Genomic DNA, 26,850 nt, shown 5'->3' with positions numbered 1-26,850 from the left:
CAGCCTACGCGCCACTCAGAGCGTGACCAGGCTGCTGACCGGCAGGTCGCCGACGGTCTCGCGCCCGGGCAGGAAGGAGAGCTCCATCAGCACGGCGAGGCCGGTCACGATCCCGCCGCAGGCCTCGACCAGCTCCCGCGTGGCGCGGGCCGTGCCGCCGGTGGCCAGCACGTCGTCGACCAGCAGCACCCGGTCGCCGGGCGAGATCGCGTCGCGGTGCAGCTCGAGGGTCGCGTCGCCGTACTCGAGCGAGTAGGAGACGGCGTGGGTCTCGCGCGGGAGCTTGCCGGCCTTGCGGACCGGCACGAACCCGGCGCCCAGGGCGAGGGCCACCGGTGCGGCCAGGATGAAGCCGCGCGCCTCCATCCCGACCACCTTGTCGACCACCCGGCCGCCGGCGAGCCGGCCGTGCTCGGCCAGCGCCGCCACGACGGCCGTGAAGCCGTCGTGGTCGGCGAGGACCGGGGTGATGTCCTTGAAGACGACGCCAGGCTCGGGGAAGTCGGGGACGTCGACGACGAGGCGTTCGAGCGCCTCGCGGGCGACCTCGGCCGGGCTCCCCGAGCCGTCGGTCACTTCGGGCCGCGCTTGGACTTGCTGGTGCGGGTCGGCTGGATCCGGCCCGCGGCACCGCTCGGGCGCACGTCGCCCTTCGCCTTGGGTACGACGCGACCGCGGCCCGAGGCCTCCTCGCCGCGGGGCGGGGCGGTCGGTCGGGAGACCGGGGCATCGTCCTCGTCGTCACCGAGGTCGCTCCCGGCGAAGCCGGGCTCGTCCTGGACCGGCAGGTCCTCGACGAAGGCGGGCACCGAGGCGTAGCGGTCGGCGTTGGCCTTGGCGCGCGACTTGGCGCGGCGGTCGGCCTCCTGCACCGCGGACTCGCGACCCTTGATGTGGACCAGGACACGGGGAGCGAGCAGCACCGAGGAGTAGATGCCGACGGCCATGCCGACGAACTGCGCGAGGGCGAGGTCCTGCAGCGAGCTGGCACCGAGCTGGACCGCGCTGACGTAGAGGATCGCGCCGATGGGGATCAGCGCGACGATGCCGGTGTTGATCGAGCGGACCAGGGTCTGGTTCACCGCCAGGTTGGCCGCTTCGGCGTACGTCTGCCCGGACTTGCGGAGCTCGTGGGTGTTCTCGCGGACCTTGTCGAAGACGACGACGGTGTCGTAGAGCGAGAAGCCCAGGATGGCGAGCAGACCCGTCACCGCCGAGGGCGTCACCGGGAAGCCTGAGAGGGCGTAGATGCCGACGGTGATGACGATGTCGTGCACGAGCGCCACCAGTGCCGCGATCGACATCTTCCACTCGCGGAAGTAGCCCCAGATGAAGAGCATGACCAGCACGAGGAAGACGGCGACGCCGATGATCGCCCGCTGGGCAACCTCGCGACCCCAGCTGGCGCCGATCTCGGTCTGGGACAGGTCGGTCGTCGCGGGGACGGCCTCCTGGACCAACTCACCGATCCGGTCGCTGACCTCGTCGGAGACCTCACCGACCTCGACGACGATGGCCGAGGTGCCCTCGGTCGTGACCGTCGGCGTATCGACGCCCTCGAGCTCCGCGTCCGCGATCGCGGTGCGGATCTCGTCGGCGTTCCCCTGGGTGACCTCGGCGGCGGGCATGGACGCCCGGACCTGGGTGCCACCGGTGAACTCGACACCGAAGTTCATCCCCTTGAAGAAGATGATCGCGAGTGCGGCCAGCACCAGGACCGCGGTGATGGAGTACCACAGCGGCCGGCGACCGATGAAGTCGATCGACTTCCGACCGCCGTAGAGGTCGTTTCCGTAGCGCGAGAACTTGCCCATCAGGCCTTGCCTCCTGCCGGGGCCGCGTCCATGCCGAGCGTCTCCTTGCTCAGGCCGGACAGCTTCCCACCGCCGTTGAAGAACTTGTACTTCGCGAGGTACGACACCAGCGGCTTGGTGAACCAGAAGAGCACCGCGAGGTCGATCAGCGTGGACAGCCCGAGCGCGAACCCGAAGCCCTTCACCACGCCGGTCGCGAAGATGTAGAGGACCGCCGCGGACAGCAGCGACACCACGTTGGCCGCCAGCCGGGTGACCTTGGCCCGCTTCCAGCCGGTCTCGACCGCGACCCGCATCGACTTGCCCTCGCGCATCTCGTCGCGGATGCGTTCGAAGAACAGGATGAAGGAGTCGGCGGTGACACCCACCGCGATGATGAAGCCCGCGATGCCGGGCAGGGTCAGCGTGAACCCTGCCGTCTTGCTGAGCAGCAGGACCAGCGCGTAGCTCATCGCCGCGGCGACGCCGAGGGAGCCGAAGACCACCAGGCCGAGGCCGCGGTAGTAGAGCAGGCAGTAGAGCATGACCAGACCGAGACCGAAGCCACCGGCGACGAGGCCGGCGTTGAGCTGGTCCCCGGCCAGCGACGGGCCGATGTCCTCGACCGTCACGTCACGGTCGAAGGCGATCGGCAGGGCGCCGAAGCGGAGGCTGGTGGCCAGGCTGTCGGCCTCGCTCTCGGTGAAGTCACCGGAGATCTGCGCCTCGCCGTTCGGGATGACCCCGTCGAAGCCCAGCGCGGAGATGACCTGGCCGTCGAGCACGATCGCGAACCGCTGCTCGGTCGGCAGCAGGGCGCGGGAGACGGCCTCGAAGGCGTTCTCGCCCTTGCCGCCGATGGACAGGGTGACGACCCAGCCGGTGCCCTGCTGGGGCGTGCCGTACGACGCGTCCTTCAGGTCGGTGCCCTCGACGACGGCGGCCGACAGCAGCATCTTCTCGGCCGCGCCGGTGTCCTCGTCGACCTCGCACGAGACGATCGGGCGCTCGGGGTCGTCCACCAGGCTGACGGGGGTGCCGTCGGTCGGGCAGGTGAAGGCGTTGTAGGCGTCGATCGAGGCCTGGTCGGGAGCGTTCTGCCAGGCGAGCAGCTCCTCGGTCTGGCCGGCCTTCGGGCCGTCGTACTCGGCGACCTGGGGGGTGGCGCTCGCGGAGGCCGAGGGGTCGGCCGGTGCGGACGGGTCGGCCGTGGTCGAGCCGCTGGGGCTCTCGGCCGGCGCCGACGGCGACGCGGCGTCCGTGGGAGCGTCACTCGGCGCGGGCGTCTCGTCGGTCCGGGCGAACCCGACCGGCGGACGGTTGGCGCCCGAGGGCGACGCGGCCGGCTCGGAGGGCGTGGCCGCAGGAGCGTCGGTGGGTGCGTCGGTCGCGGTGCCGTCGCCCGGGACCACCGTGGAGCCGTCGGGGAGGTCGAGGTTGGGATCCAGGCTCGGGTCGGTCGCCGCGCCCGTGCAGCCGCCACCGGACTCGGAGCAGGCGACCAGGCGGAACCGGAGCTGGGCCTGACGCTTGACCGTCTCCTCCAGCTGGCGACGGTTCTCGACATCGCCGGGGACCTCGACGACCACGAACTGTCCGCCCTGGACGGTCACGTCGGCCTCGGCGACACCCGAGCCGTTGACCCGCTGGTCGATGATCTGGCGGGCCTCCTCCAGGTTCTCGTCACTGGGGTTGCCGTTGGCCTGCAGGGTGATCCGGGCGCCTCCCTCGAGGTCGAGGCCCAGCGAGGGCTTCCAGGTGCCGCCCAGGGCCACGAGGCCGTAGAGGATCGCCACGCCCAGGAAGAACACCACGAGGGTGCGTCCCGGACGGGCGGCGGTCGAGCGTGCCATGTCAGTTCTCCTCGGGCTCGTCGTCGACGAGCGGCTGCTGGATGATCGAGCCGACCGCACCGCGGGCGACCTTGATGGTCACTCCCTCGGCGATCTCGACCCGGAGGTGGTCGTCGGCGACCTCCGTGACGTGCGCGAAGACGCCCGAGGTCAGCATGACCTCGTCCCCGACCGACAACGACGACTGCATGCCCCGAAGTTCCCGTTGGCGCTTGCTCGCCGGGCGGATGATCAACAGCCAGAACAGCAGCGCGATCGCTGCGAACGGCAGCAAGCCGGCGAACTCCACGGAAAAGCCTCTCGAGCGATGACGGGTGGGTCTCCCAGCCACGAAGAAAGCGGGCGGGCCGACCGACGCGCAAGCATAACGGTGGGTACCGGTGACGATCGCATCACGGTCGATCTGTCCGACCGGCGGGGGTGGCTCAGTCCTCGAAGAGGGTGCCGTCGACCGTCGGCAGCACGGGCGGAGCGAGTCCGAGGTGCGCCCAGGCCGCCGGTGTGGCGATCCGTCCGCGCGGGGTGCGGGCCAGGAAGCCGAGCCGGACCAGGAAGGGCTCGGCGACCTCCTCGACGGTCTCGCGCTCCTCCCCCACGGCCACGGCCAGGGTGGAGACACCGACCGGCCCGCCCCCGAAGCGCCGGCAGAGTACGTCGATGACCGCCCGGTCCAGGCGGTCGAGCCCGAGCTGGTCAACCTCGTAGAGGTCGAGCGCGGCCTCGGCGACCCCCAGCGTGACGACGCCGTCGGCCCGGACCTGGGCGTAGTCGCGGACCCTGCGCAGCAGCCGGTTGGCGATGCGCGGGGTGCCGCGGGACCGGCTGGCGATCTCGGCCGCGCCCTCGGCACGCAGCTCGACGCCGAGCAGGCCGGCGGAGCGGTGCACGATCAGGTCGAGCTCGTGCGGCTCGTAGAACTCCAGGTGACCGGTGAACCCGAACCGGTCGCGCAGCGGGCCCGGCAGCAGGCCGGCTCGGGTGGTCGCGCCGACGAGGGTGAAGGGCGGGATCTCCAGCGGGATGGCGGTGGCCCCCGGCCCCTTGCCGATGACGACGTCGACCCGGAAGTCCTCCATCGCCATGTAGAGCATCTCCTCGGCGGGCCGCGACATCCGGTGGATCTCGTCGACGAAGAGGACGTCGCCCTCGTTCATGCCGGACAGGATCGCGGCCAGGTCGCCCGCGTGGGTGATCGCCGGGCCACTGGTGAGCCGCAGCGGGGTCGCCATCTCCGCGGCGATGATCATCGCCAGGGTCGTCTTGCCGAGTCCGGGAGGGCCGGACAGCAGCACGTGATCGGGGGCGCGTCCGCGCTGGCGAGCGGCCTCCAGCACCAGTCCGAGCTGGGCGCGGACCCGCGCCTGCCCCACCACCTCGTCGAGGGTCTTGGGCCGCAGGGCGGCCTCGACCGCCCGCTCGTCGCCCTCGGCCTCCGCGGCGGTCAGCGAGCGCAGGTGACCGCTCTCGGCCGCCTCCAGCTCGTCCTCGTGGAACGGCATCGGCTACGCCCTGCTCAGGGTGCGCAGCGCCGCGCGCAGCAGCGCCGCGACGTCGGGGACGTCGCCGGCCTCGGGGGCCACCGCGTCGACCGCCTTGTCGGCGTCCTTCGCCGACCAACCCAGGCCCACCAGTCCCTGCTGGACCTGGTCGCGCCAGGGCTCGGCCGAGACGGGACGTGGCCCGGCGGCCCCGGAGGTCGGGGCGCCGATCCGGTCCTTGAGCTCCAGGATGATCCGCTGGGCGCCCTTCTGCCCGATGCCCGGCACCTTGGTCAGGGTCTTCACGTCGTCGGAGGCGATCGCCCGGCGCAGGTCGTCGGGGCTCAGCACCGCGACCATCGCCTGGGCGACCTTGGGCCCGACCCCGGACGCGGTCTGCACGAGCTCGAAGGTCTGCTTCTCGTCGTCGTCGACGAAGCCGAACAGGGTCAGCGAGTCCTCGCGCACCACCATCGACGTGGCCAGCGTGGCCTTCGAGCCGGTGCGCAGCGTGGCCAGGGTGCCGGGGGTGCACATCAGCTCCAGGCCGACTCCCCCGACCTCCAGCACGGCGCTGGACAGGGTCAGCGCGGCGACCTCTCCACGGACGAACGCGATCACGGACGACTCCTCGCTGCGGCGACCGCCGCGTCGATGCGGGCCTGGGCGCCGCCGCGCCAGATGTGGGTGATGGCCAGTGCCAGGGCGTCGGCGGCGTCCGCCGGCTTCGGCGGGGCGTCGAGCCGCAGGATGCGGGTCACCATGGCCCCGACCTGCTGCTTGTTCGCGCGTCCGTTGCCGGAGACGGCGGCCTTGACCTCGGACGGCGTGTGCAGTGCGATCGGGAGCCCTCGCCGCGCCGCGCAGACCATGGCGATCCCGCTGGCCTGGGCGGTGCCCATGACCGTGCTGACGTCGGAGCGGGCGAAGACCCGCTCCACGGCCACGGCGTCCGGGGCGAACTCGTCGAGCCAGGCGTCGACGCCCTTCTCGATCGTCACCAGCCGGTGGGCCACCGGCACCTCGGCGGAGGTGCGGAGCACGTTGACGTCGACGAGCGTCAGCGGTCGGCCGACCGAGCCGTCGACCACGCCCATGCCGCAGCGGGTCAGGCCGGGGTCGATCCCGAGCACGCGCATGTCGTCGCCTTCCGTCCGAACAGGTGTTCGGAGGCCACGCTATCCCGCGGCTGCTGGGTCACCCCGGCCGACACGCGGGCACCTGGCGAGGTCTCGACGCGTCGGTCGCGTCCTCGCTACGCGTCGATGGACTCCAGGACCTCGTCGGAGATGTCGGCGTTGCTGAAGACGTTCTGGACGTCGTCGAGGTCGTCGACGGCGTCGACCAGGCGGAACACCTTGCCGGCGACCTCCGGCTCGGCGACCGGGATGTCCATGGTCGCGACGAAGAGGATGTCGGCGGAGTCGTAGTCGATCCCCGCGGCCTGCAGGGCGGTGCGGACCGCGACCAGGTCGCCGGGCTCCGACTGGACCTCGAAGCTCTCGCCCAGGTCGCTGACGTCCTCGGCGCCGGCGTCGAGGGTCGCCTCCAGCACGTCGTCCTCGGAGATCTCGACCGCCGCGCCACCGCGCTCCTGGCTCTTGCCGACGACGACGACGCCCTTGCGGGTGAACAGCCGCGAGACCGAACCGGGGTCGGCCATGGTGCCGCCGTTGCGGGTCACCGCGGTGCGGACCTCCATCGCGGCCCGGTTGCGGTTGTCGGTGAGGCACTCGACGAGCAGCGCGACGCCCTGCGGGCCGTAGACCTCGTACATGATCGTCTCGTAGTCGACGCCGCCGCCGTCGAGCCCACCGCCGCGCTTGACCGCGGAGTCGATGTTCTTGTTGGGCACCGACTGCTTCTTGGCCTTCTGGACCGCGTCATAGAGCGTCGGGTTGCCGGAGAGGTCGGGGCCGCCCATCTTCGCCGCGATCTCGATGTTCTTGATCAGCTTGGCGAACAGCTTGCCGCGCTTGGCGTCGATCGCGGCCTTCTTGTGCTTCGTGGTCGCCCACTTGGAGTGGCCAGACATGCGTCCCTCTTCTACTCGCCCGGGCAGCCGCCCGTGTCGTCTGCGGTCCGAGGATCGATCCTACCCGTGGCCGGACGAAGAGCGCCGCGACCACCGGGTGGCCGCGCAGGCGGACCAGCACCCCCGCCACCCCCAGCGGTACGACGACCGCCACGAGCAGCACCCCCGGAGCGGTCCCGAGCCCGAGCCCGACGGCCAGGTCCACGGCCGCCTGCATGACCAGCAGGTGGGTGGCGTAGTAGACGACCGACTCGCGGCCCACGACCGCCAGTGGCCCCCAACGGGTGCGGTCGGCGAGGCGCCCGAGGATCGACGGCAGCCGCGGTCCGACCTCCCGGGCGAGCGCGTCGCCGACCAGGAACCAGCCGAGGAGCACCACGAACTTGTGTGCCGACGCGTCGACGAGCTGCTCCCCCGCCACGACCAGCAGCGGCCCGGCCAGGGTGCGGGCCAGCGGCGGCAGCAGCATGCCCACCACGTGGAAGCAGAAGAGGTAGGCCAGGAACCACAGATAGGTCTGCGGGTCGTGGAGCAGCTGGGGCACCAGCTCCCACGGCAGCGGCCGACCGTCGCGGTGCGCGTAGGCCAGGGCACCGGCGACGTCGAGCGAGGCCCACACGACGTACGGCCAGAGGATCGTGTCGACCTTGCCGCGCAGGTGCCGACTCCGACCCTTGGCGAGCGACCGGGGCAGCAGCAGACCTGAGAGGAGCACGAGCAGCGGCATCCGGACCGGGCCGACCAGCTCGTCGACCGCACGCAGGGGACCGGCCTCGAGGCCGAGGGCCCCGGCCGTCGCGAGGTCGGCGTGCATGAGCACGACCGCGAGGACGGCGAGCCCCCGCAGCCCGTCCATCCACCCGTGGCGCACACCGGGACGCTGACGCGTCCGGGTGTACGACGGGACTCAGCCGCGGACCAGCTCGGTGAACATCCGGTGGAGTCGCACGTCGGAGCCCACCTCGGGGTGGAACGAGGTCGCGAGCAGCGAGCCCTGGCGGACCGCGACCGGGTGGCCCGCGGCGCTCGCCAGCACCTCGACCTCCGGGCCGACCTGCTCGACCCACGGCGCCCGGATGAAGACGCCGTGCACGGGACCGTCGAGCCCCGCGACGTCGAGCGGCCCCTCGAAGGAGTCGACCTGGCGGCCGAAGGCGTTGCGCCGCACGGTGATGTCGAGCCCGCCCACGGTCTCCTGGCCGGCGGCGCCGTCCAGGACCCGGTCGGCCAGCATGATCATCCCGGCGCAGGTGCCGAAGACCGGCAGTCCGGCGGCCACCCGCTTGCGGAGTGGGTCGAGCAGCTCGAAGATCCGGGCCAGCTTGGCCATCGTGGTCGACTCCCCGCCGGGGATGACCAGTCCGTCGCAGGCGTCCAGCTCACCCGGCCGTCGTACGGCGACCGCCTGCACGTCGAGGGAGCCGAGGGCGGCGAGGTGCTCGCGGACGTCGCCCTGGAGGGCCAGCACGCCGACGGTGGGGGTCATCGCGCCAGTCTAGGAACGGCCGACGCCCTCAGGAGCACAGACCCACCAGGCCGGCGACGGCGGAGTAGCTGCGGACGTTCGAGGGTCCGGAGATCCAGGTGGTGGCGCCCCCGCCGTACGGGACCTTGGCGCGCACGCGGGCGGTGCCGCTGGCGATGACGGCCCCCGACGTGGCGGCGAAGCTGGTGCCGGTCGTGTCGTAGCTGGCGGTCGCCGTGCCGGTCGAGTCGACGAACGTGACGGTGTAGCCGGTCGCACCCGCCACAGCCGGCCAGGTGAACTGCACGGAGCCCAGCGAGAGACCGCCGCAGGCGAGGACCGGGGCGGGCACCGTGGCAGCGGTGATCGTGGTTCCCGTGACGGCGGCGGTGTCGGTCCAGTCGGCCACGGCCGGCGCGGCCACCAGGCAGAGGGCTCCGAGGAGCACTCCCCCGGCGACCAGGCCCACGCGCGGCCGCGCCGTCACGACAGGTCCGAGCTGCCCGTGAAGGACAGCGTCACTGCGGTGGTGCCGCCCTGCAGCGAGGAGGCGGCGTTGGTCGGCAGCGTGACCTGGACGCAGACCTTCCAGGTGCTGCCCGCGGTCAGGGTCCGCGCGGGCAGCAGCGCCGCGTTGAGCGCGGTGCCGGAGCCGGCGATCGCCGTGCCGGCGCAGGTGGCGGACGAGCCGCTGCCCGTGACGGCGGTGTCGGCGGTGGCCTTGACCTGGAGCGCGCCGGCCAGGTTCTTGGCGTCCGGGTTGGTGGCGGTCGAGGCGCCGGTGAAGCGCACCGGCGCCGTGCCGGAGTTGCCGATGGTGAGCACGGCGGCGGAGGTGTTGCCCGGCACCATGGCGCCCAGGTTGAGCGCGGCGTAGCCGGTCACCTGATCGACGGTGTTGACCTTCAGGTCGATCGTGCCGGCAGTGAGGCTGGTGCCGGTCACGGTCGCCTCGTCGGCCCAGTACGCCCAGGTGCCGGTGGTCGCGACGCCGCCCAGCAGGACCAGGCCGACCGCGGCCCGGAACCGGCCGGTGCGCCAGAGGGCGCGCCGGGCAGGACGAGCGGCACGGCGTCCGCCTCGGGGCTCAGCGCGGTGCTGCGACATGCGCACCCCCGGACCGGCGCGGACGCCGACGCGCGTGCCGGGACTCCCCGATCAGCCGCACCGCGGCGTAGCCGAGCAGCGCGATCCCGACCAGCGGCACCAGCATCCGGCGGAGGTCCTGGCCGACCAGGGTGCCGAGCCGGCCGACGTACGGGACGGCGTACCAGCGCTCGCCGCGGATCTGCTCGGCCCGGACGGGCAGCGCATCGGCGACGTCGTTGGCGTCGCCCTGGGTGCGGAAGGCCGGCTCGCCGGCGCCGTCGACGCCGATGCCGATCACCCGGTGGGTGACGACGGCGGCCTCGCCGGACTCCAGCTGGTAGGTCACGACCGAGCCGATCGTGATGTCCTCCGGGTCCACCGGCCGCGTCACGACGAGCGTGCCGGGAGGCATGTGGGGCTGCATCGACCCGGTGAGGATCGTGTACGGCGTCGCGCCGGCCACCCGGGGGATGACGACCGCCACGGTCAGCACGGCGAGGCCGGCGAGGAACACCACCCAGGAGGCGGCGCGGAGGACCCGGATCATCGCGATCAGGCCGCGTGCGACTGGGTGGCGGTGATGGTGATGTCGTCGAGGGCGCTGGAGATCGTCTGCGAGGCGTTGGTCGCGGCGGCACCGTCGAAGGTCACGGTGACCGTGGCGGTGATGACGTTGTTGTTCGCGACGGTGGCCGGGAAGGTCGTCACCGGGACGGCGCCGATCTTGTAGGCCGCGTCCACGTCGAGCTCGCTGGTGAGGGCGTCCGCCTCGTCCCAGCTGGGCGTGGAGACGTCGAAGGTCGCCGCCAGGTGGGTGCCGGCAGCCGTGACGGTGAAGGTGCACACCTGGCTGAGCGAGTCGCCCGGGACCAGCTTCTGGGTGGTGAAGGCGGTGTCGCCGTCGAGCTTCCAGCCGGCGCAGGTCCCGGCGCTGAGCTCGAGGGTGCCGGACTCGATGTCGGCGCCGCCGACCGTGCCCTCGTCGTTCCAGTAGGCGAGGCTGCCGGCACCGCCGAGGAGAAGGGCACCGCCCGAGATCGCGGCCAGTGCGCCCTTGATGCTGTTGTGCATTACCTGTGCTCCAGTGGGGGGAGGCGCGGGCACCACCGTTGGTGCCCGATCACCGATGCAGAGGTTTTCCTACAGAGCCCGCTGTTGCCCACGAAACCGGTCAGTAATGGCTCGAAGCGACCAGCCAGGGTGGTCTAGACACGTTGTCTGGACCACGAGGACTGGCCCGTTCGGACTATCCGGTCGCTGGCCGATCGGCCAGGTTCACCAGCCGCGCTCGGCCAGCCGGTGCGGCTGCGGGATGTCCTCGACGTTGATGCCGACCATCGCCTCGCCGAGGCCGCGCGACACGTTGGCGACCACGTCGGGGTCGTCGTAGAAGGTGGTCGCCTTGACGATCGCCTCGGCGCGCTGCTGGGGGTTCCCGGACTTGAAGATGCCGGAGCCGACGAAGACCCCCTCGGCGCCGAGCTGCATCATCATGGCCGCGTCGGCCGGGGTGGCGATGCCGCCGGCGGTGAAGAGGACGACGGGGAGCTTGCCGCGGACGGCGACCTCCTCGACCAGCTCGTACGGCGCCTGCAGCTCCTTGGCGGCGACGTACAGCTCGTCGGGCTCCAGCGCGCCGAGGCGGCGGATCTCCTGGCGGATGGTGCGCATGTGCGTCACCGCGTTGGAGACGTCGCCCGTGCCGGCCTCGCCCTTGGAGCGGATCATCGCCGCGCCTTCGGTGATCCGGCGCAGCGCCTCGCCCAGGTTGGTCGCGCCGCACACGAACGGGACGGTGTAGGCCCACTTGTCGATGTGGTTCGCGTAGTCGGCGGGGGTCAGCACCTCCGACTCGTCGATGTAGTCGACGCCCAGCGACTGCAGCACCTGGGCCTCGGCGAAGTGACCGATCCGGGCCTTGGCCATCACCGGGATCGACACCGTCGCGATGATCGAGTCGATCATGTCGGGGTCGCTCATCCGGGAGACCCCGCCCTGGGCGCGGATGTCGGCGGGCACCCGCTCGAGCGCCATGACGGCCACCGCGCCGGCGTCCTCGGCGATCTTCGCCTGCTCGGCCGTGACGACGTCCATGATCACGCCGCCCTTGAGCATCTCGGCCATGCCGCGCTTCACCCGCGACGTGCCGCGGATCTCGGTGGTCTCGGTGGTGTCCTGGGTGGTGCCGTTCTCAGCCATGAGCGGCATCGTAGGACGCGCTCAGGCCGTCGTCTCCGCGAGGGCCTGCTGGCGGACGACCCAGATCCGCTGGACGACGGTGATCGTGCTCGCGGCGGCCAGGGCCCACAGGACGACGTACAGGAGGATCGGCAGGTCGAAGATGGCACTGAGGCCGGTCATCACCAGGATCGCGACCAGCCGGTCGGCCCGCTCCGCGATGCCGACCTTGGCGGTGTAGCCGAGGCCCTCGGCCTTCGCCCGGGCGTACGACGTGACCGCGCCCATCAGCAGGCAGACCAGGCAGAGCACGAGGTAGAGGGTGCTGTCACCGGGGCCGGCGAAGTAGAGCGACAGCCCGATGAAGATCGCGCCGTCGCCGATCCGGTCGAGCGTCGAGTCCAGGAACGCCCCGAACTTGCTGCTCTTGCCTTGCGAGCGGGCCATGTAGCCGTCGATGAGGTCGCTGAAGACGAAGGCGGTGGCGACCAGCACTCCGGTCAGCAGCATCCCCTGCGGGAAGAAGACGAGGGCGCCGGCGCTGAGGCCGATGGTCCCGACCAGCGTGACGACGTCGGCGCTGACGCCGAGCCGGATCAGCAGGTGGGCGATCGGGGAGATGACCTTCGTCCAGAAGGCGCGGAAACGTTCCATCATGACGGGAGCAGGCTATCGGGCCGTGAGCGCTGCGCAGACTTCGGCGACCGCGGTGGGCGCGCCGGCGACGTACCACTCCTGGCCGGCGGCGCTCACCCGACGGGTCGCGCCGCCCGCCCCGCGGATGATCGCCGCCCCCGGAAGCTCGTCCCACGGCGGCACCGAGTGCTGGCACAGGACGTGCAGCCGGCCCTGCGCGACCGCCATCGCGTCCATCGTCCCGGACCCCAGCATCCGCACCGTGGCCGCGCCGTTGGCCATCCTCCCGAACGCGTCGCCGACCTCGTCGCCGTAGAACGGCGGGTGCAGGTAGGTCGTCAGGCACGACTCGGCCAGCGGCCGGTCGACGATCGGCGCGAACGGCACCCCGTCAGCGGTGGGCACCAGGTCGGGGCCGCCGACGTACGTCGTGGCGCTCGCGGGGTGGTGGACGGCGCCCAGCAGGACGTCGTACTCGTCGCGCAGGGCGAGCGCCGAGCACCACCAGTCGAGGCCGGCGACGAAGTTGTAGGTGCCGTCGACCGGGTCGATGACCCAGGTGCGGCCGCTGCTGCCGGCGTGGTTGGTGCCCTCCTCGCCGAGGATCGAGTCGTCGGGCCGCTCGGCCCGCAGCCGCTCGACGATCAGCGTCTCGGCCGCCCGGTCGGCGGCGGTGACCAGGTCGGCCACGTTGGACTTCTGCTCGGCGTCGATGCCCCCGGCGCGCATCCGGTGGGCGAGGCGACCGGCGTCGTGGACCAGCTGGGCGGCGAGCTCGGTGTCGTCCATGGTGCGGCCAGGCTAGCGGGGCTCGCGGGCGCTCGGTGCAGGCGTACTGTCGCAGGACGGAGCCACTCAGGCTTCCTTCTCAGAGAGTCCCACCATGAGCGACAAGTCGCCGCGCCAGGGCATGACCAAGAAGACCGGCAAGTCCATCAAGGAGAAGCGCGCCGAGAAGCGCGACAAGGCGGCGGGGGCGTCGCCGATGGACGACCTCAGCCCGAAGAAGCGCTGAGCAGCTCTGCTCAGGCGGGCCAGGCGTCCGCGAGCAGTCGGCGGGTCTCGCCGAGCAGCTCGGGGAGCGTCTTGGTCCGGCCGATGATCGGCATGAAGTTCTGGTCGCCCGGCCAGCGGGGTACGACGTGCTGGTGGAGGTGGGCCGCGATGCCCGCTCCCGCCACGTGGCCCTGGTTCATCCCGATGTTGAAGCCACCGGCGGCCGAGACCGTGCGGACCACGCGCATCGCGGTGCGGGTGAGGTCGGCGATCTCGGCCGCCTCCTCGTCCGTCGTCTCCGTGTAGTCGGCGATGTGGCGGTAGGGGCAGACCATCAGGTGGCCGGGCGCGTAGGGGTAGAGGTTCATCACCACGAAGGCCAGCGCGCCCCGGTGCACGACCAGGCCCTCGTCGTCCGCGAGCTTCGGGATCCGGCAGAACGGGCACTCCCCCGACGACGCGTCCGACGGCTTGTTCTCACCGCGGATGTAGGCCATCCGGTGGGGCGTCCAGAGCCGGTCGAGCTCGTCGGGGTCACCGATGCCGTCCTGGTGCAGCGGCTCGTCGGGCTGGCTCATGGGACCACCCTAGGGTGAGCGCATGAGCGCTCCCACGCTGCGCCCCGGCACGCCTGCAGACGCTGCCGCGGTCGCCGTCATCTGGCACGCGGGCTGGCACGACGGCCACGCCGGCCACGTCCCCGACGGGCTCACGGCCGCCCGCACGCTGGCCGCGTTCCACGAGCGCGCCCCGCTCCGGGTCGACGACACCACCGTCGCGGTGGTCGGGGGCGCCGTCGCCGGGTTCGCGATGGTGACCGGCGACGAGGTGGAGCAGGTGTTCGTCGACGCCGCCCACCGCGGCTCGGGGGTGGCCGCGCTGCTGCTCGACGAGGCGGAGCACCGGGTCGCGGCCGGCGGCCACGCCGAGGCCTGGCTCGCGGTCGTCGAGGGCAACGCGCGGGCGCGCCGGTTCTACGAGAAGCGCGGCTGGCGCGACGGCGGCCCGTTGCCGTACGAGGTCACGGCGGGCGGCTCGTCGTACGTCTCGCCGTGCCGGAGGTACGTCAAGCCGCTGGGCTGACCGTCAGGCCGCGCGGCGCCTCTTGAGGATCCACATGGCGACCGTCCAGAGCGTCGCGACCACGATCGAGTTGTCGATGTTGTCGCGCAGCGCGGTCGTGAGGCTGTCGCCGAAGGCGACGTCCAGCAGGCTGGTGAGCACCAGGAAGCCGAACGCGAACAGCACCCCGGACACCAGCAGGACACCGAGGCTGGACCGGCCGGGTGCGTCGTCGCTCATGCGACCACCCTAGGACGTCGCAGGTCGCGCCCTCCTGCGGGCGCGCAGCTCGCTGAGGCCGAGGCTGAGGCTCCACACGAACGCGAAGCAGACGGCGATCGAGACATTGCCCCGCACCGCGGCCCCGAAGCCCTCGTCGAACAGCAGGACGTCGCCGAGCGTCACAACCAGAGCGAAGCCGGCCCCCAGGAGGAGGCCGACGAGCGGGAGCCACGCGAGGCTCCTGCTCCCGTCACCGGACGTCATGGGAGCGACACTAGGGGAATCCGGGCGCGCCCATGGCCCTTCGGGCTGTGGCCGTCAGGGCTGCGGGGTAGTGGTGCCGGTGTGGTCGCGAACGAAGGCCAGTCCGTTCGGACTGCGCCAGACGAACGTCGTGTCGTCGACCTTGTCGTAGCGCCACCGCGTATGCGTCTTGGCGCGGTGATGTCGCCGGCAGAGGGGTGCGATGTTGCAGTCGCACGTGCTGCCGCCGTGGGCGGCGGGGTCGCTGTGGTCGTGGTCGCACGACCTCGCTCGCCGTCGGCACCACGGGAAGACGCAGGAGTGTTGAAGCAGGGCCTGGCGTTCCTTCAACCTGTCGGGGACCTCGTAGGCATCGACGTGGACGTGACCGGCCAGGTCGATGACGGGCTTGATGACGACCTGACTGTCGCCGTCCTGGCACCAGCCCTTGACCTGCTCGACCGAGACCATCGACCGGGTGTTCTCGACCCGCGCGATCGCGGCGTCCGCGAGGTGCACGTGCACGACGACCTGCCGGGGTCGCTTCCGGTCCGGGTCGGGGTCGGCGTTCAACTCCAAGGTGAGCTGGCGGCGAGCGAGGTCACCGACCGCGATGGACCGCCGCGCGTCGAGGGAGAGCCCGTCGGCGATGGTGCCGAGGTGGGTCGCACCCCGAGCGACCGCGTCCTCCAGATCCAGTGCGTCGACCAGATCCAGGGTTCCGCGGACCTCGACATGGCCGTCGAACGAGACCTGCTGGACCTCGATGTCGAAGTGCCGCACCTCAGCCGCATCCCGGGCCCGCTGGGCGGCGGTGTCGGGGTCGAAGCGGGTGCGGGCTTCTTCGATGGTGCGGTCGAGTTGGGCGATGGAGATCTTGTGCGCGGTTGCGGCGACGTGGATGTCGACGAACTCGGCGCCGTCTTCGGGGAGGTCGATGGTCTCGGCGGCGATGCGTCGGGCCTTCCACACCGGGAGGTCGAGGGACTGGACGCGTTCGTAGACCCGTGGGAGTCGGTGGGCGAGCTCGAGGGCGTGTCCGAGGTAGATCCGACCGGAGTCCGACGACAGGCCGAGCGCGGCGGAGAACTCCAGCACACTGAACTCGGCGATCAGGGGTGCGCCGGGTCCGGCGATGGCCATCTCGTCCTCACAACCGGGGATCCACACCGCGGCGGCATCGTGCAGGGAGCCGGTGGAGTGCATGCCGGCCCAGGTGACCGCGGCAGCGAGCTGGTTCGCGGCCGCGCGCAGCTCGTCTCGTCGTTCGGAGCGCACGTACGACAGCACCGCCGTAGCGGTGTCGCAGTCGTCGAGGTCCCGAACCATGGCCCCATTCTAGTCGAACAGGTGATCGAATGCGAGGGTTGTTCACAGCCTTGTTCGAACGGTCGACCCCAGGTGACCGAAAGCTAGAAGCAGGCTCGTGATGGCCCTTGATCACCGCGGACGGTGAGCCCCCTTGTCTCTGTAAATGTCTTTGAACCTGCTTGGTGCCAAGCGGCGACGCCACGGCAGAGACCCGTGAAGGGATGACGTCGCTTGTTGGCTGCGGGGGTCTCGACGGGCGTTCAGGACTTCGTCCTTCACTGCTCGACCACCGGCGACAGCGACCGGCGGCAGCGACCGGCGGCGGGGCCGGCCTACCGCGAGGTCGCTTGTTGGCTGCGGGCGTCTCGACGGGCGCTCAGGACTTCGTCCTTCACTGCTCGACCACCGGCGGGGTCCACGGGCGCGAGGACCGTCGGGGGCGGCACAGTCGACCCCACGCGAGGTCGTTTGTTGGTTGCGGGGGGTCTCGACGGGCGTTCAGGACTTCGTCCTTCACTGCTCGACCACCGGAGGGGACCACCGGAGTGGCAGGGGTCGCTCGCGCGCGACGTCGCCTGCTGGCCGCGGTGACGGTTACGACGTGCAGGAGGTGGCGGCGAAGTCGGTGAGGGCTTGGACGTTGGCGCTGTCGGCGACCGTCGATCCGGCGTCGGCGGTGGTGATGTCGTCGACGGTGCTCGTCGGGCCGAGGGTCTGGACCAGCTCGTCCAGGTAGCCCATCCCTGCTCGGACCGCGGGCTCGACCGTGGCGAGCGTCATCGTCCCGGCTGCGGCGCTCGCCCGCTGCTGGAGGGTCCCGACGGCCTCCGCGGAGGGCTTCGCGGCGAGGGCGGCGAGTGCTTCCTGGAACGAGCGGTAGCCGGTGCACACGTCCTCGATCCCTGGCGGTTCCGGAACGGCCTGCGGACCGGGGGCGTCGTCGCGGGAGGCTGCGGTGAGCAGGCCGACCGCGACCACGACCGCGGTGGCGATCGGGGCGGTGAGCCGCCGGCGCAGGGCGTCGTTCACTCGTAGGTCCCGTCGGGCGCGGCGGTGGGGGTGACGGCAGAGGCGGCGACGGCGGGCGGCGATGCCTCGGTCGCCCCACTGCCGGGGACGTGCGTCCCCTCGACCTCGACCCACTGGTCGCGCGGCGGGCGCGGAGAGTCGTCGACGCGCACCCGGAAGGGGCGGGCGTCCGCGGCGCAGCAGCCGATCGCCATCCGGGTCACGAACCAGTCGTCGCCGCCGTCCCCGTAGCTGACGAAGCCGGTCAGCTCGACCGGCTGGCCCTGGAGCGACGAGCCGCCGTCCTGGGCCCGCCAGATGAACTCGTCGAGCGGCACCGGCACCACCTGCGCGGCGTCCAGGGCGGTCATCTCGTCGGGACGACTGACGACGGCGCTCTTGCCACCCTGTCGCTCGGCGAGGAACGACCCGAGCTCGGGCGGACTCACCACGAACGCGACGACTACCGGGAGTGCGAGGAACCAGGTCACGCGCGGTACGCCGTGCCCGCCATGGTCGTGCCCGTCGTGCCCGTCATGATCGTGCCCCTCGTCGTCCTCTGGCTCGTGGGCCGCGAGCAGCGGGCCCAGAGCCATGGCGAGGAGCAACACCCCGCAGACCACCAGCGGCCACCGCATCCAGCCGGTGACGTAGCGCAGGTGGTCTCCGCTGAGCGAGAGCTGGAGCAGCACGGTGCCGAGCAGCGCGAGCAACAGGCCCTGGGTCCCCCGCCTCACAGCAGCCACCAGCCGACGAGGGCGGCGCAGGCGACGGCCGTCGCGACCACGACGGGGACGAACTGACGGGCGAACGCCGACCCGAAGGCGCCGACCTCCATCGAGGCGAGCTTGACGTCCATCGCCGGGCCGACGACGAGGAAGGCGAGCTTGGCGGTGTCGGAGAACGCGGTGAATCTGGCCGCGACGAAGGCGTCGGACTCCGAGCACAGCGCCACCACGAAGGCGAACAGCGCGAGCGTGAGGACGCCGATCACGGCCTGGCCGGCGACCGTGTCGACGATCGAGCGCGGCACGAAGGTGTTGACGGCGGCGGCGATGCCAGCGCCGATCACGAGGAAGCCGGACGCGTGCAGGAAGTCGTGACGAGCGGTCGCGAGGAACCGCTGGCCGGTGCCCAGTCCCTCACCGAGTCCCTGACGCCGGATGGTCATCGGGAGCCGGCTCCCGCGAGCCAGGCACCACCAACCGACCAGGACGGCGGTCAGCAGCGAGGCGACGAACCGCGCCACCACCATGCTCGGCTGCCCGGGGAACGCCACCGCGGTGGAGACCAGGACCGCGGGGTTCACCGCGGGCGCGGCGAGCAGGAAGGTGAGCGCGACGGCGGGCGCCACTCCGCGGCGCATCAGGCTCGCCGTGATCGGCACCGCCGCGCACTCGCAGCCGGGGAGTCCGATCCCCGCGACGCCGGCGACCGGAACGGCGAGGACCGAGCGCTGCGGGAGGACCCGGGCCAGCACCCGCTCCGAGAGCAGGATCGAGATGGCGGCCGAGAGCAGGACGCCGAGCACGAGGAACGGGGTCGACTGCACGACGATCGCCAGGAAGACGGTGCTCCACGTCGCCAGCCGGGGGCCGTCCAGAGCAGGCGCCAGCCAGGTGCCGGCGACGAAGAGAGCCACCAGGGCGCCCGCCACCAGCTCGACCTGGTGGTCGCGACCGGCTCGCCGCATCCGGTCGCGCGGACGCGCAGCAGTCGTCGTGGCCACGTGGCCCCTCCCTCTCACGGACAACGGGCGTCATCATCCCGTCCGCGGTCACCGCCTGTCCCGGTGGTCGGGCACTTGAGACCAACCTCACCGGCGGGAACGACTCACCCCAGGTGGTGTCGACGCCACCCGCAGCGAGCGGCTCCGCCCCGTCCTGCACCGGCTCACGACCCCGGGCGCGACGGCCTCCTGGTCACCGGCCCGTGGGACGTCGTCCGGTTCACGCGTCCGCAGCCACCACCTGCTGCAGGCCTACCGGCGCGGGCTGACCCGCGGTCGGTAGACCTCCAGCCCCAACCAGGCCGCCAGTGCCTCGATCTCGGCGTCGACCGCCTCGCGGACGGGTAGTGTGAACGGCTCGTCCTCGTGGACCGCGTCGACGCGGAGCACGCCCTCGTCACGCTCGGCCGTGGCGTCCAGCTTCCCGACGAGGCGGTCGCCGTACAGGATCGGGAGCGCCCAATAGCCCCACCTCCGCTTGGCGGCCGGCTTGAACATCTCCAGCTGGTAGTCGAACTCGAACAGCTCGGTGGTGCGCCGCCGGTCGATGACCAGCCGGTCGAGCGGCGAGAGGAGGGCGCAGCGACCCGTGAACGCCCCGTCGAGGTACGACGGGTCGACCCGCCACTCCCCCTTCACCCCGTCGACGACCGCCGGCTCCCCCGCGGCGCCGACGTCGTTCGGCTCGACCGGGTGCACCGGCGCCTTGGCCCGGGCGATGCCGAGCCCCGCGAGTCGCCGCCGGTCCCGCTCGGCGCGCGCCTCGTCCGCCGGCGGCACCGGCTCGTCGGGGTAGATCCGCGAGGCGAGGTCCCAGAGCACGTCGCGCCCGTCCCGGCCGGCCCGGGCGACCTCGCCGCGCTCGACCATCAGCCCGACGAGCATCTTGACGTTCTTGTCGTTGTTCCAGCCGCTGGAGCGCCACGGCACCTCGCAGGTGTCGGGCAGGTCGCGCAGCGGGAGCGGCCCGTCCTGACGCAGCAGCTCGAGGACGTCGCGGCGACAGCCGTCGTTGGCCGCGACCCAGTCGCGCAGGCCCTCCTGCCACTCCTTCAGCGTCCCGGTGCCGGGCCACTGAGCCATCTCCGCCCGGAACAGCGCGAGGTCGGCGGCCGGCCGGGCCAGCCCGTGCAGGTCCAGCAACGTCAGGTCCTCCAGCGCCTCCACCAGCTCGCTCGGTCGGTACGACGACCCGAGCCGGCTCCACAGCACCAGATCGGCGCTGGGGACGACCGGCGCCGCCGGGTCGAGCTGGACGAAGGTCAGGTGCTGCACGACGTCCACGAGGTCGGACGGCCGGGGCAGATCCAGCAGCTGCGCCCGTACGGCGACCCGGCGCGCGTCCGTCCGCGACAGCCGGTGCATCAGCGCCGCCCCCGCAGCTCGATGCTGATCTGCTCGGCGTCGAGCACGGCGAGCGCGGACTCGAGCGCCTCGCTGGAGTAGAGCCCGTCCGAGCGGGCCCGGAGCAGCTCCTCGCGCATCGCGACCAGGACGGCGATGCGCAGCTCGCGGTGCTGGTCGAGGGCGTCGGGGGTCGCCTCGGCGGCGGCGACCGGCTGCGCGGCGGCCCAGCCCTGCATCCGCTCCAGCAGCGCGGCGTCGTACGGCGTGCCGTCGGGGCGGACCAGCGCCGGGTCGCGGAGCAGGCGGTCGCCGGCGGCGGCCAGCTCGCGGATCAGCTCGTCGCGGTCGTCGTCGGGCTCCGGGCCGGACACCAGCCCGAGCCGTCGTACGACGAGGGGCAGCGTGCCGCCCTGCACCACGAGCGTCCCCGCCGCGACGACGAACGCCACCAGGACCAGCAGCGACCGCTCGGGGGTGTCGGCGGGCAAGGTCTGGGCGGCCGCGAGCGTGACGACGCCGCGCATCCCGGCCCACACCAGCACCGTGCCCTCGCGCCACCCGACCGGCGAGCCGGCCAGGTAGTCGATGTCGGCGAGCCCGCGCCGCAGCCGGGTCCGGAACATCTCCGTGCGGCGCTCGGAGGCCTGGAAGTCGGGGTGGTCGATGCGCCCCTGGATCTGGGCGATCCGCTCGCGCACGGCCTCCCCGCGCCCGGCTCGACGGCTCAGCGCCACCAGCAGGGGTACGACGTACGCCGCCCGGACGGCCACCACGATCGCGGCCGCGACCGCCCCGACCCACACCGCGGTCCCGAGACCGCCACCCGACTCGTCGAGGTCCTCGACGAGCCCGTAGAGCTCCAGGCCCATCAGCAGGAAGACGCCGCCCTCCAGGAGCAGCTCGACGGTGCGCCAGTTCTGCTCCTCGGCCCGACGGTGCGCCGGCTCCAGGTAGCGCGGCGCCGAGTGGCCGGTGTGCAGACCGGCAGCGACGGCGGCGACCAGGCCGGAGCCGCCGAGGTGCTCGACGGGCAGGTACGCCGCGAACGGGACCACGAACGAGATCGCCGTGTTGACCGCCGGGTCGGTGACCCGCGCCCGCACCAGCAGGTTGAGCCGGCCGACCAGCAGGCCGACCAGGACCGCGATCGCGACGGCGTACACGAAGTCGCCGACGACGCCCCACACGGACACCGAGACCGACGTGGCCGCGATGGCCGAGCGCAGCAGGACCAGCGCGGTCGCGTCGTTGAGCAGGCTCTCGCCCTCGAGCACGGTGACCACCCGGGACGGGGCACCGAGCCGCTTGACGATCGAGGTCGCGACGGCGTCGGTCGGGCTGATGATCGCGCCGAGCGCGATGCCGGTGGCCAGCTCGACGCCGGGGACGACGGCCGCGATGAACAGCCCGACCAGCAGCGAGCTGATCACCACCAGCACGACCGACAGGGACCCGATGGTCCCGAAGTCGCGCCGGAAGTCCATCGCCGGCATCGACACCGACGCGGAGTACAGCAGCGGTGGCAGCACCCCCATCAGGATCCACTCGGGGTCGATCTCGACCGGCGGCACGAACGGCAGCAGGCTGACGACCACGCCGGTGGCGACCAGCAGCAGGGGCGCGGCCACCCCGAGGCGCGCGGCGACGGCGCTGACGCTGGCGATAGCCAGCACCGCCAGCAGTCCGATCACGGCGACGTCCACGGGAGCTCCCTTCGAGGCTCAGTACTGGTGGAACCAGCGGCCCAGGTCGGTCTCGATGCCCGGGCAGGTGACGTTCTGGTCGCGCCCGGCCTCCACCCACTGGCCGAGCACCGGCGCCCCGCCCTGGATCGACCAGTCCGGTCCGCAACGGTCCAGCGCCTCCGCGCGCGACGTCTGGCCGGCGGCACGCCACTCGGGCAGGCCGAGCGCGAGGTCGCCGACGACGCCCTTCCACAACGCCGGCGTCGAGTAGACGCCGACCTCGTAGCCGGCGTCGGCATAGGCGCGTACGGCGCCCTCGACGACCGCGCCGTTGGCCTCGAAGTCGCTCCCCCAGTCGAAGTCCGGCACCGGCTCGACGTCGACCCACACGACCGGCGACCCGAGGCCCGCACGACGCATGGTCGCGACGTTGGCGATCGCCTGCTGGTAGCCCGCGTTGGCGAGCGCGCCGAGGTCGGTGCCGCCGTCGTACGGGCCGTCGGCGCCGTGCTCGGCGACCTGGGCGGCGTCCGGCAGGCTCGCCACGGCGTACGCCGCCGCCAGCAGGCCGCGCTCGCGCACCCAGGCGACCTGGTCGGCCAGGCACGGGTTCTCGGTGAAGCCGGGACCGTTGGTGAGGCCGAGGATCACGTACTCGGCCTCCGGGAGCGGCATCGGCGAGCCCTGGGTGGGGCGCTCGGGGATGCCCATGCCCTTCGGGCACTGCGGCCAGCTGGCGTCGGCGCCCAGCACCGGCTCCCCGGCCGGCCGCGCCGTCGGGGTCGCGCTCGCGGACGGGAGCGCCGCGGCCTGCTGCTCGGCCAGCTCGGCGAGCGCCCGCAGCCGCGACGTCTGCTCGTCCTGGACCGGCTCGACGACCGAGGTCGGCCGAGCCGACGGCGGTACGACGGCCTCCGGGGCCGACGAGGACGACGACCCGTCGGACGCACAGCCCGCGAGCAGCAGCGCGGCCACGGTCACGAGGACCTCAGCGCTCCGCGCACGCGGATGATGTCTCGACACGCTCACGCGACCTCGCGCCTCGGTCGCGTCGCTCGCTCGACCTGACCGAGCCCACGCGGGCCGTTCGTGCCTCACGGCCCGCTGCTCGATCAGACCTGCTCGCGCGAGGCGACCGCGTCGACGACCCGCTGGATCGCCTCGGCGACCGGGACTCCGTTGTCCTGGCGGCCGTCGCGGTAGCGGAAGGACACCGCCCCGGCCTCGACGTCCTCGCCGCCGGCGATCAGCATGAACGGCACCTTCTGCAGCTGCGCGTTGCGGATCTTCTTCTGCATCCGGTCGTCGGAGTCGTCGACCTCGACCCGCAGGCCGGCGGCGCGCATCTGCTTCGCGACGTCGTACAGGTAGTCGGAGAAGGTGTCGGCGACCGGGATCGCCTGCACCTGGACCGGCGCGAGCCACGGAGGGAAGGCGCCGGCGTAGTGCTCGACGAGGACGCCGAAGAACCGCTCCAGCGAGCCGAACTTGGCCGAGTGGATCATCACCGGCTGGTGCTTCTGACCGTCGGCGCCGTTGTACTCGAGCTCGAAGCCCTTGGGCTGGTTGAAGTCGTACTGGATGGTCGACATCTGCCAGGTCCGGCCGATGGCGTCCTTGGCCTGGACCGAGATCTTGGGGCCGTAGAACGCCGCACCGCCCGGGTCGGGGACCAGGTCGAGGCCGGACGCGACCGCCACGTCCTCCAGCACCTTGGTCGCGACCGCCCAGTCCTCGTCGGAGCCGACGAACTTGTCGGGCTTCGAGTCGTCGCGGGTCGACAGCTCCAGGTAGAAGTCGTCGATCCCGAAGTCGCGGAGCAGACCCAGCACGAAGTCGAGCAGGTGCTGGATCTCGCCGGGCGCCTGCTCAGGGGTAACGTAGGAGTGGGAGTCGTCCTGGGTCAGGCCGCGCACGCGGGTCAGGCCGTGCACCACGCCGGACTTCTCGTAGCGGTAGACCGAACCGAACTCGAACAACCGCAGCGGCAGCTCGCGGTAGGAGCGCCCGCGCGAGCGGTAGATCAGGTTGTGCATCGGGCAGTTCATCGGTTTGATCATGTAGTTCGAGCCCTCGAACTCCATGGGCGGGAACATGGTGTCCGCGTAGTACGGCAGGTGCCCCGAGGTGTAGAAGAGCTGGTCCTTGGTGATGTGGGGCGTGCCGACGTAGGAGAAGCCCTCCTCGATGTGGCGCTGGCGGACGTAGTCCTCCATCACCCGCTTGATCACGCCGCCCTTGGGGTGGAAGACCACCAGGCCGGAGCCGATCTCGTCGGGGAAGCTGAACAGGTCAAGCTCGCGGCCCAGCTTGCGGTGGTCGCGCCGCTCGGCCTCCTCGATCCGGTGCAGGTGCTCCTCGAGCGCCTCCTTGGACTCCCACGCGGTGCCGTAGATGCGCTGCAGCATCTTGTTCTTCTCGTCGCCGCGCCAGTACGCCGCGGCGCTCCGCATCAGCTTGAACGCCGGGATCCGCTTGGTGGTCGGCAGGTGCGGGCCGCGGCACAGGTCGCTCCACGCGACGTCGCCGTTGCGGCGTACGTTGTCGTAGATGGTCAGCTCGCCGGCCCCGACCTCGACGGAGGCGCCCTCGGTGTTGTCGGCGCCCGCGCCGCCCTTGAGGCCGATCAGCTCGATCTTGTAGGGCTCGTCCTGCAGTTCGTCGATCGCGTCGGCGTCGGTGGTGACCCGGCGCTCGAAGCGCTGGCCCTCCTTGATGATCTTCCGCATCGCGGTCTCGATCTTCGCGAGGTCCTCGGGCACGAACGGGGTCTCGACGTCGAAGTCGTAGTAGAAGCCGTCGGTGACCGGCGGGCCGATGCCGAGCTTGGCCTCCGGGAACAGCTGCTGGACGGCCTGCGCCATCACGTGCGCGGTCGAGTGGCGCAGGATGTCGTGGCCGTCCTTGCTGGCCATCTCGACGCCCTCGACGACGTCGCCGTCGGCCAGGACGTACGACAGGTCCTTCAGGGAGCTCTCGCCGGTCGAGCCTGTCGAGACCCGGGCCGCGATGACGTCCGCGTTGTCGGCGAAGAGCTCCCAGGCCTTGGTGCCCGTCGTGGTCGCCCGGTCCTCACGCGCGTCTGCGGTGACGATGACGACCTTGATGTCGGACACGAGGAGCTCCTTGGTGGAACGGAAAAGCGGACCCACCGATCGTATCGGTGGGTCCGCCCTCGTCTCGCCCCGGTTTCGCCTGACCGGTGATCGAGCAGCGAACGGACGAAGTCCTGAGCGCCCGTCGAGATCCCCGCACCCGACCGCCCTCCTCGACCACCGGATCGATCAGGCGCGGGCGCCCTTCGCCTGCGCCAGCGCCTCGCGGAAGGCCTCCGCCCCCGCGGGCTTGCCCGCCTTGGGCGGCCAGGTCCCGTCGGGGTTCTCGACGTACGGACCGCCGTACGCCGGCTGGTCGCGCTCGAAGCGCCAGCTGTCGGCGAGCGGGCCCGCGTCGTACGCGTCGAAGCCGATCTCGTCGACCAGGGCGGACACGGTCCGCTTGGCCCCGTCGTCGTCACCGGCGATCAGGAGCACGCTGCGCTCCGCGTCGCCGGCCGGGCGGGCCAGGCTGGCGATGAAGTCGGAGTAGATGTTGTTGAACGCCTTGACGACCTTGGACTCGGGCAGGTGCGCCTGCAGGAGCTCGGAGGTCGTGGTCCGCTCCTCGTCCAGCTCGGCGATGCGGCCGTCGCGCTCGAAGTAGTAGTTGTTGGTGTCGATCACGACCTTGCCGCGCAGGGGCTCGACCGGCACCTGCCGGTAGTTCTTCAGCGGGATCGTCACGACGACGATCTCACCGGCCTCCGCCGCCTCCGCCGCGGTGGCCGCCCGCGCCCGCGGGCCGAGCTCGCCCACCAGGTCCTGCAGGGTCTCCGGGCCCCGACTGTTGCTGAGCACGACGTCGTGCCCCGCCGTGGTCAGGGCGCGCGCCAGCGCGCCGCCGATGTTGCCGCTTCCGATCAGTCCGATGGTGGTCATGACCGGTCCAACCCGGAGACGGTCTCCGGTGTTCCCGGGTCGGGTCAGAGCCGCTGGATGCGGACCCGGCCGACCCGGCCCAGCGGGGACGCGCAGGCATCCTCCCAGGTGGCGACCACGTCCCCGCCGCAGGCGCGGTAGCCGTTCTCGTAGCCGCGCGGGCGGCCGCGGAAGCGCAGGTAGCAGTCGTCCTCACAGGTGATCCCCCGGATGACGAAGCGGCCCTGCTTGTCCGTGACGTCGGTGTCGGCGGGGCTCAGGCCCTGGGTGCCGCCGGCCACCCGGACGCCGCGGACCGGCCGCTTGGTCCGTGCGTCGACCAGCACCCCGCGCAGGTACGCCGGGTTGGCCCGCACCTTGCCCAGCTTCGCGCTCGGCCCCCAGGTCTGGGCGAGCTCGCTGGTCGGCTGTACGTAGCGGGGCGAGCCGCCGACGTACCCGCCCTGGTGGCTGCCCGCGGCGACCTGGACGTAGTACTCGTCGTCCGGCGCCGCGCCGGCGTCGAGGGAGAAGGAGCCGTCGGCGGACGTCGTACCGGTGGCGACGACGGCGCCCGGCTCCCCCGCGACGACCCGGCGCAGCCGCAGCGTCACCCCGGCCACGCCGCCGCCCCCGTCTGTGGAGACCAGGCGGCCGGTCAACGGGTCCGCCGCCCGGCCGGGTGGCGCGACGGCGAGCACGAGGCCGAGGGCGGTGAGGAGGGCGAGCACGGAGCCGAGGAAGCGACGCATGCACCCATCGGA

At 72.1% G+C, this 26,850-nt stretch carries 32 protein-coding genes; 2 read left to right on the top strand and 30 right to left on the bottom strand.

The features are described from left to right. Positions 1-15 precede the first annotated feature (15 nt). From V7S47_RS17210 to V7S47_RS17130, 17 genes are all read right to left on the bottom strand, one after another. A complete protein-coding gene (locus tag V7S47_RS17210) occupies positions 16-576 on the bottom strand; it encodes an adenine phosphoribosyltransferase (RefSeq protein ID WP_336562722.1) in 561 nt (186 codons plus the stop codon). Beyond that, complete coding sequence (gene secF / locus V7S47_RS17205; protein WP_336562721.1) at positions 573-1,814, bottom strand: protein translocase subunit SecF; 1,242 nt, start codon at positions 1,812-1,814, stop codon at positions 573-575. The genes V7S47_RS17210 and secF overlap by 4 nt, the downstream gene beginning before the upstream one ends. Continuing rightward, positions 1,814-3,646, bottom strand: a complete 1,833-nt coding sequence (secD, locus tag V7S47_RS17200) for a protein translocase subunit SecD (RefSeq protein ID WP_336562720.1) — start codon at positions 3,644-3,646, stop codon at positions 1,814-1,816. Before secD ends, secF begins: the two co-directional genes overlap by 1 nt. 1 nt (position 3,647) lies before the next feature. Then, a complete protein-coding gene (gene yajC, locus V7S47_RS17195; RefSeq protein WP_244509499.1) occupies positions 3,648-3,935 on the bottom strand; it encodes a preprotein translocase subunit YajC in 288 nt (95 codons plus the stop codon). Positions 3,936-4,071: 136 nt separating this feature from the next. Then, complete coding sequence (ruvB, locus tag V7S47_RS17190; protein WP_336562719.1) at positions 4,072-5,145, bottom strand: Holliday junction branch migration DNA helicase RuvB; 1,074 nt, start codon at positions 5,143-5,145, stop codon at positions 4,072-4,074. Positions 5,146-5,148: 3 nt separating this feature from the next. Then, a complete protein-coding gene (ruvA, locus tag V7S47_RS17185; RefSeq protein WP_336562718.1) occupies positions 5,149-5,745 on the bottom strand; it encodes a Holliday junction branch migration protein RuvA in 597 nt (198 codons plus the stop codon). Next, positions 5,742-6,263: a crossover junction endodeoxyribonuclease RuvC gene (gene ruvC, locus V7S47_RS17180; RefSeq protein WP_090860045.1), complete on the bottom strand. Its 522-nt coding sequence runs from the start codon at positions 6,261-6,263 to the stop codon at positions 5,742-5,744. The genes ruvA and ruvC overlap by 4 nt, the downstream gene beginning before the upstream one ends. Before the next feature lie 116 nt (positions 6,264-6,379). Further along, entirely contained in the window at positions 6,380-7,111 is a 732-nt protein-coding gene (locus V7S47_RS17175) for a YebC/PmpR family DNA-binding transcriptional regulator (protein ID WP_244509507.1), read from the bottom strand. Then, positions 7,008-8,030, bottom strand: coding sequence for an acyltransferase (locus tag V7S47_RS17170; RefSeq protein WP_336562717.1), 1,023 nt, complete (start codon positions 8,028-8,030; stop codon positions 7,008-7,010). Before V7S47_RS17170 ends, V7S47_RS17175 begins: the two co-directional genes overlap by 104 nt. Before the next feature lie 36 nt (positions 8,031-8,066). Next, positions 8,067-8,645: a pyridoxal 5'-phosphate synthase glutaminase subunit PdxT gene (gene pdxT, locus V7S47_RS17165; RefSeq protein ID WP_336562716.1), complete on the bottom strand. Its 579-nt coding sequence runs from the start codon at positions 8,643-8,645 to the stop codon at positions 8,067-8,069. Between the two features lie 28 nt (positions 8,646-8,673). After that, a complete protein-coding gene (locus V7S47_RS17160) occupies positions 8,674-9,111 on the bottom strand; it encodes a hypothetical protein (RefSeq protein ID WP_336562715.1) in 438 nt (145 codons plus the stop codon). Next, positions 9,108-9,731 carry a TasA family protein gene (locus V7S47_RS17155; RefSeq protein ID WP_336562714.1) on the bottom strand — a complete coding sequence of 208 codons (624 nt, stop codon included), beginning with the start codon at positions 9,729-9,731 and terminating at the stop codon, positions 9,108-9,110. The genes V7S47_RS17160 and V7S47_RS17155 overlap by 4 nt, the downstream gene beginning before the upstream one ends. Then, positions 9,712-10,260 (bottom strand): signal peptidase I, encoded by a 549-nt coding sequence (locus V7S47_RS17150; RefSeq protein WP_336562713.1) that lies wholly within the window; start codon positions 10,258-10,260, stop codon positions 9,712-9,714. Before V7S47_RS17150 ends, V7S47_RS17155 begins: the two co-directional genes overlap by 20 nt. Before the next feature lie 5 nt (positions 10,261-10,265). Continuing rightward, positions 10,266-10,784 carry an alternate-type signal peptide domain-containing protein gene (locus V7S47_RS17145; RefSeq protein WP_336562712.1) on the bottom strand — a complete coding sequence of 173 codons (519 nt, stop codon included), beginning with the start codon at positions 10,782-10,784 and terminating at the stop codon, positions 10,266-10,268. Positions 10,785-10,988: 204 nt separating this feature from the next. Continuing rightward, entirely contained in the window at positions 10,989-11,921 is a 933-nt protein-coding gene (pdxS, locus tag V7S47_RS17140; protein ID WP_442945357.1) for a pyridoxal 5'-phosphate synthase lyase subunit PdxS, read from the bottom strand. A 12-nt stretch (positions 11,922-11,933) separates the two neighbouring features. After that, entirely contained in the window at positions 11,934-12,548 is a 615-nt protein-coding gene (gene pgsA / locus V7S47_RS17135) for a phosphatidylinositol phosphate synthase (protein ID WP_090860054.1), read from the bottom strand. Between the two features lie 12 nt (positions 12,549-12,560). Continuing rightward, positions 12,561-13,316: an inositol monophosphatase family protein gene (locus tag V7S47_RS17130; RefSeq protein ID WP_336562708.1), complete on the bottom strand. Its 756-nt coding sequence runs from the start codon at positions 13,314-13,316 to the stop codon at positions 12,561-12,563. A gap of 94 nt (positions 13,317-13,410) precedes the next feature. Between V7S47_RS17130 and V7S47_RS17125 the strand changes: the two genes are divergently transcribed. Beyond that, complete coding sequence (locus V7S47_RS17125; protein WP_090860056.1) at positions 13,411-13,542, top strand: hypothetical protein; 132 nt, start codon at positions 13,411-13,413, stop codon at positions 13,540-13,542. A 10-nt stretch (positions 13,543-13,552) separates the two neighbouring features. On the opposite strand, the gene V7S47_RS17120 is transcribed toward V7S47_RS17125, so the two are convergent. After that, positions 13,553-14,101, bottom strand: a complete 549-nt coding sequence (locus V7S47_RS17120) for an HIT family protein (protein WP_336562706.1) — start codon at positions 14,099-14,101, stop codon at positions 13,553-13,555. A gap of 22 nt (positions 14,102-14,123) precedes the next feature. Between V7S47_RS17120 and V7S47_RS17115 the strand changes: the two genes are divergently transcribed. Next, positions 14,124-14,606, top strand: coding sequence for a GNAT family N-acetyltransferase (locus V7S47_RS17115; RefSeq protein ID WP_336562705.1), 483 nt, complete (start codon positions 14,124-14,126; stop codon positions 14,604-14,606). Positions 14,607-14,609: 3 nt separating this feature from the next. On the opposite strand, the gene V7S47_RS17110 is transcribed toward V7S47_RS17115, so the two are convergent. The 12 genes from V7S47_RS17110 to V7S47_RS17055 form a co-directional block, all read right to left on the bottom strand. Next, positions 14,610-14,825 (bottom strand): hypothetical protein, encoded by a 216-nt coding sequence (locus V7S47_RS17110; protein ID WP_336562704.1) that lies wholly within the window; start codon positions 14,823-14,825, stop codon positions 14,610-14,612. 9 nt (positions 14,826-14,834) lie between these two features. Next, positions 14,835-15,071: a hypothetical protein gene (locus tag V7S47_RS17105; protein WP_336562703.1), complete on the bottom strand. Its 237-nt coding sequence runs from the start codon at positions 15,069-15,071 to the stop codon at positions 14,835-14,837. A 54-nt stretch (positions 15,072-15,125) separates the two neighbouring features. Next, complete coding sequence (locus tag V7S47_RS17100; RefSeq protein ID WP_336562702.1) at positions 15,126-16,379, bottom strand: HNH endonuclease signature motif containing protein; 1,254 nt, start codon at positions 16,377-16,379, stop codon at positions 15,126-15,128. 576 nt (positions 16,380-16,955) lie between these two features. Next, entirely contained in the window at positions 16,956-17,390 is a 435-nt protein-coding gene (locus V7S47_RS17095; RefSeq protein ID WP_336562701.1) for a hypothetical protein, read from the bottom strand. Continuing rightward, on the bottom strand, positions 17,387-18,115 hold the full coding sequence (locus V7S47_RS17090) for a TIGR03943 family putative permease subunit (protein ID WP_336562700.1): 729 nt from the start codon (positions 18,113-18,115) through the stop codon (positions 17,387-17,389). Before V7S47_RS17090 ends, V7S47_RS17095 begins: the two co-directional genes overlap by 4 nt. After that, complete coding sequence (locus V7S47_RS17085) at positions 18,103-19,098, bottom strand: permease (protein ID WP_336562699.1); 996 nt, start codon at positions 19,096-19,098, stop codon at positions 18,103-18,105. Before V7S47_RS17085 ends, V7S47_RS17090 begins: the two co-directional genes overlap by 13 nt. 252 nt (positions 19,099-19,350) lie before the next feature. Beyond that, the gene (locus V7S47_RS17080) at positions 19,351-20,463 is read right to left on the bottom strand and encodes a DNA glycosylase AlkZ-like family protein (RefSeq protein ID WP_336562697.1); all 1,113 of its coding nucleotides are present in this window, start codon (positions 20,461-20,463) and stop codon (positions 19,351-19,353) included. Next, entirely contained in the window at positions 20,463-22,148 is a 1,686-nt protein-coding gene (locus V7S47_RS17075; protein WP_336562696.1) for a cation:proton antiporter, read from the bottom strand. The genes V7S47_RS17080 and V7S47_RS17075 overlap by 1 nt, the downstream gene beginning before the upstream one ends. 18 nt (positions 22,149-22,166) lie before the next feature. Next, positions 22,167-23,111, bottom strand: coding sequence for a hypothetical protein (locus V7S47_RS17070; protein ID WP_336562695.1), 945 nt, complete (start codon positions 23,109-23,111; stop codon positions 22,167-22,169). 131 nt (positions 23,112-23,242) lie between these two features. Then, entirely contained in the window at positions 23,243-25,246 is a 2,004-nt protein-coding gene (gene thrS, locus V7S47_RS17065; RefSeq protein WP_090860065.1) for a threonine--tRNA ligase, read from the bottom strand. 168 nt (positions 25,247-25,414) lie between these two features. Continuing rightward, positions 25,415-26,107, bottom strand: a complete 693-nt coding sequence (locus tag V7S47_RS17060) for an NADPH-dependent F420 reductase (RefSeq protein ID WP_336562694.1) — start codon at positions 26,105-26,107, stop codon at positions 25,415-25,417. Between the two features lie 44 nt (positions 26,108-26,151). Next, entirely contained in the window at positions 26,152-26,838 is a 687-nt protein-coding gene (locus tag V7S47_RS17055) for a hypothetical protein (protein ID WP_336562692.1), read from the bottom strand. Between the last annotated feature and the right edge of the window lie 12 nt (positions 26,839-26,850).

This window comes from Nocardioides sp. CCNWLW216 (assembly GCF_037120545.1).
Taxonomy (GTDB): Bacteria; Actinomycetota; Actinomycetes; order Propionibacteriales; family Nocardioidaceae; genus Nocardioides; species Nocardioides lianchengensis.
This window is presented reverse-complemented; position numbering and strand designations above follow the sequence as displayed.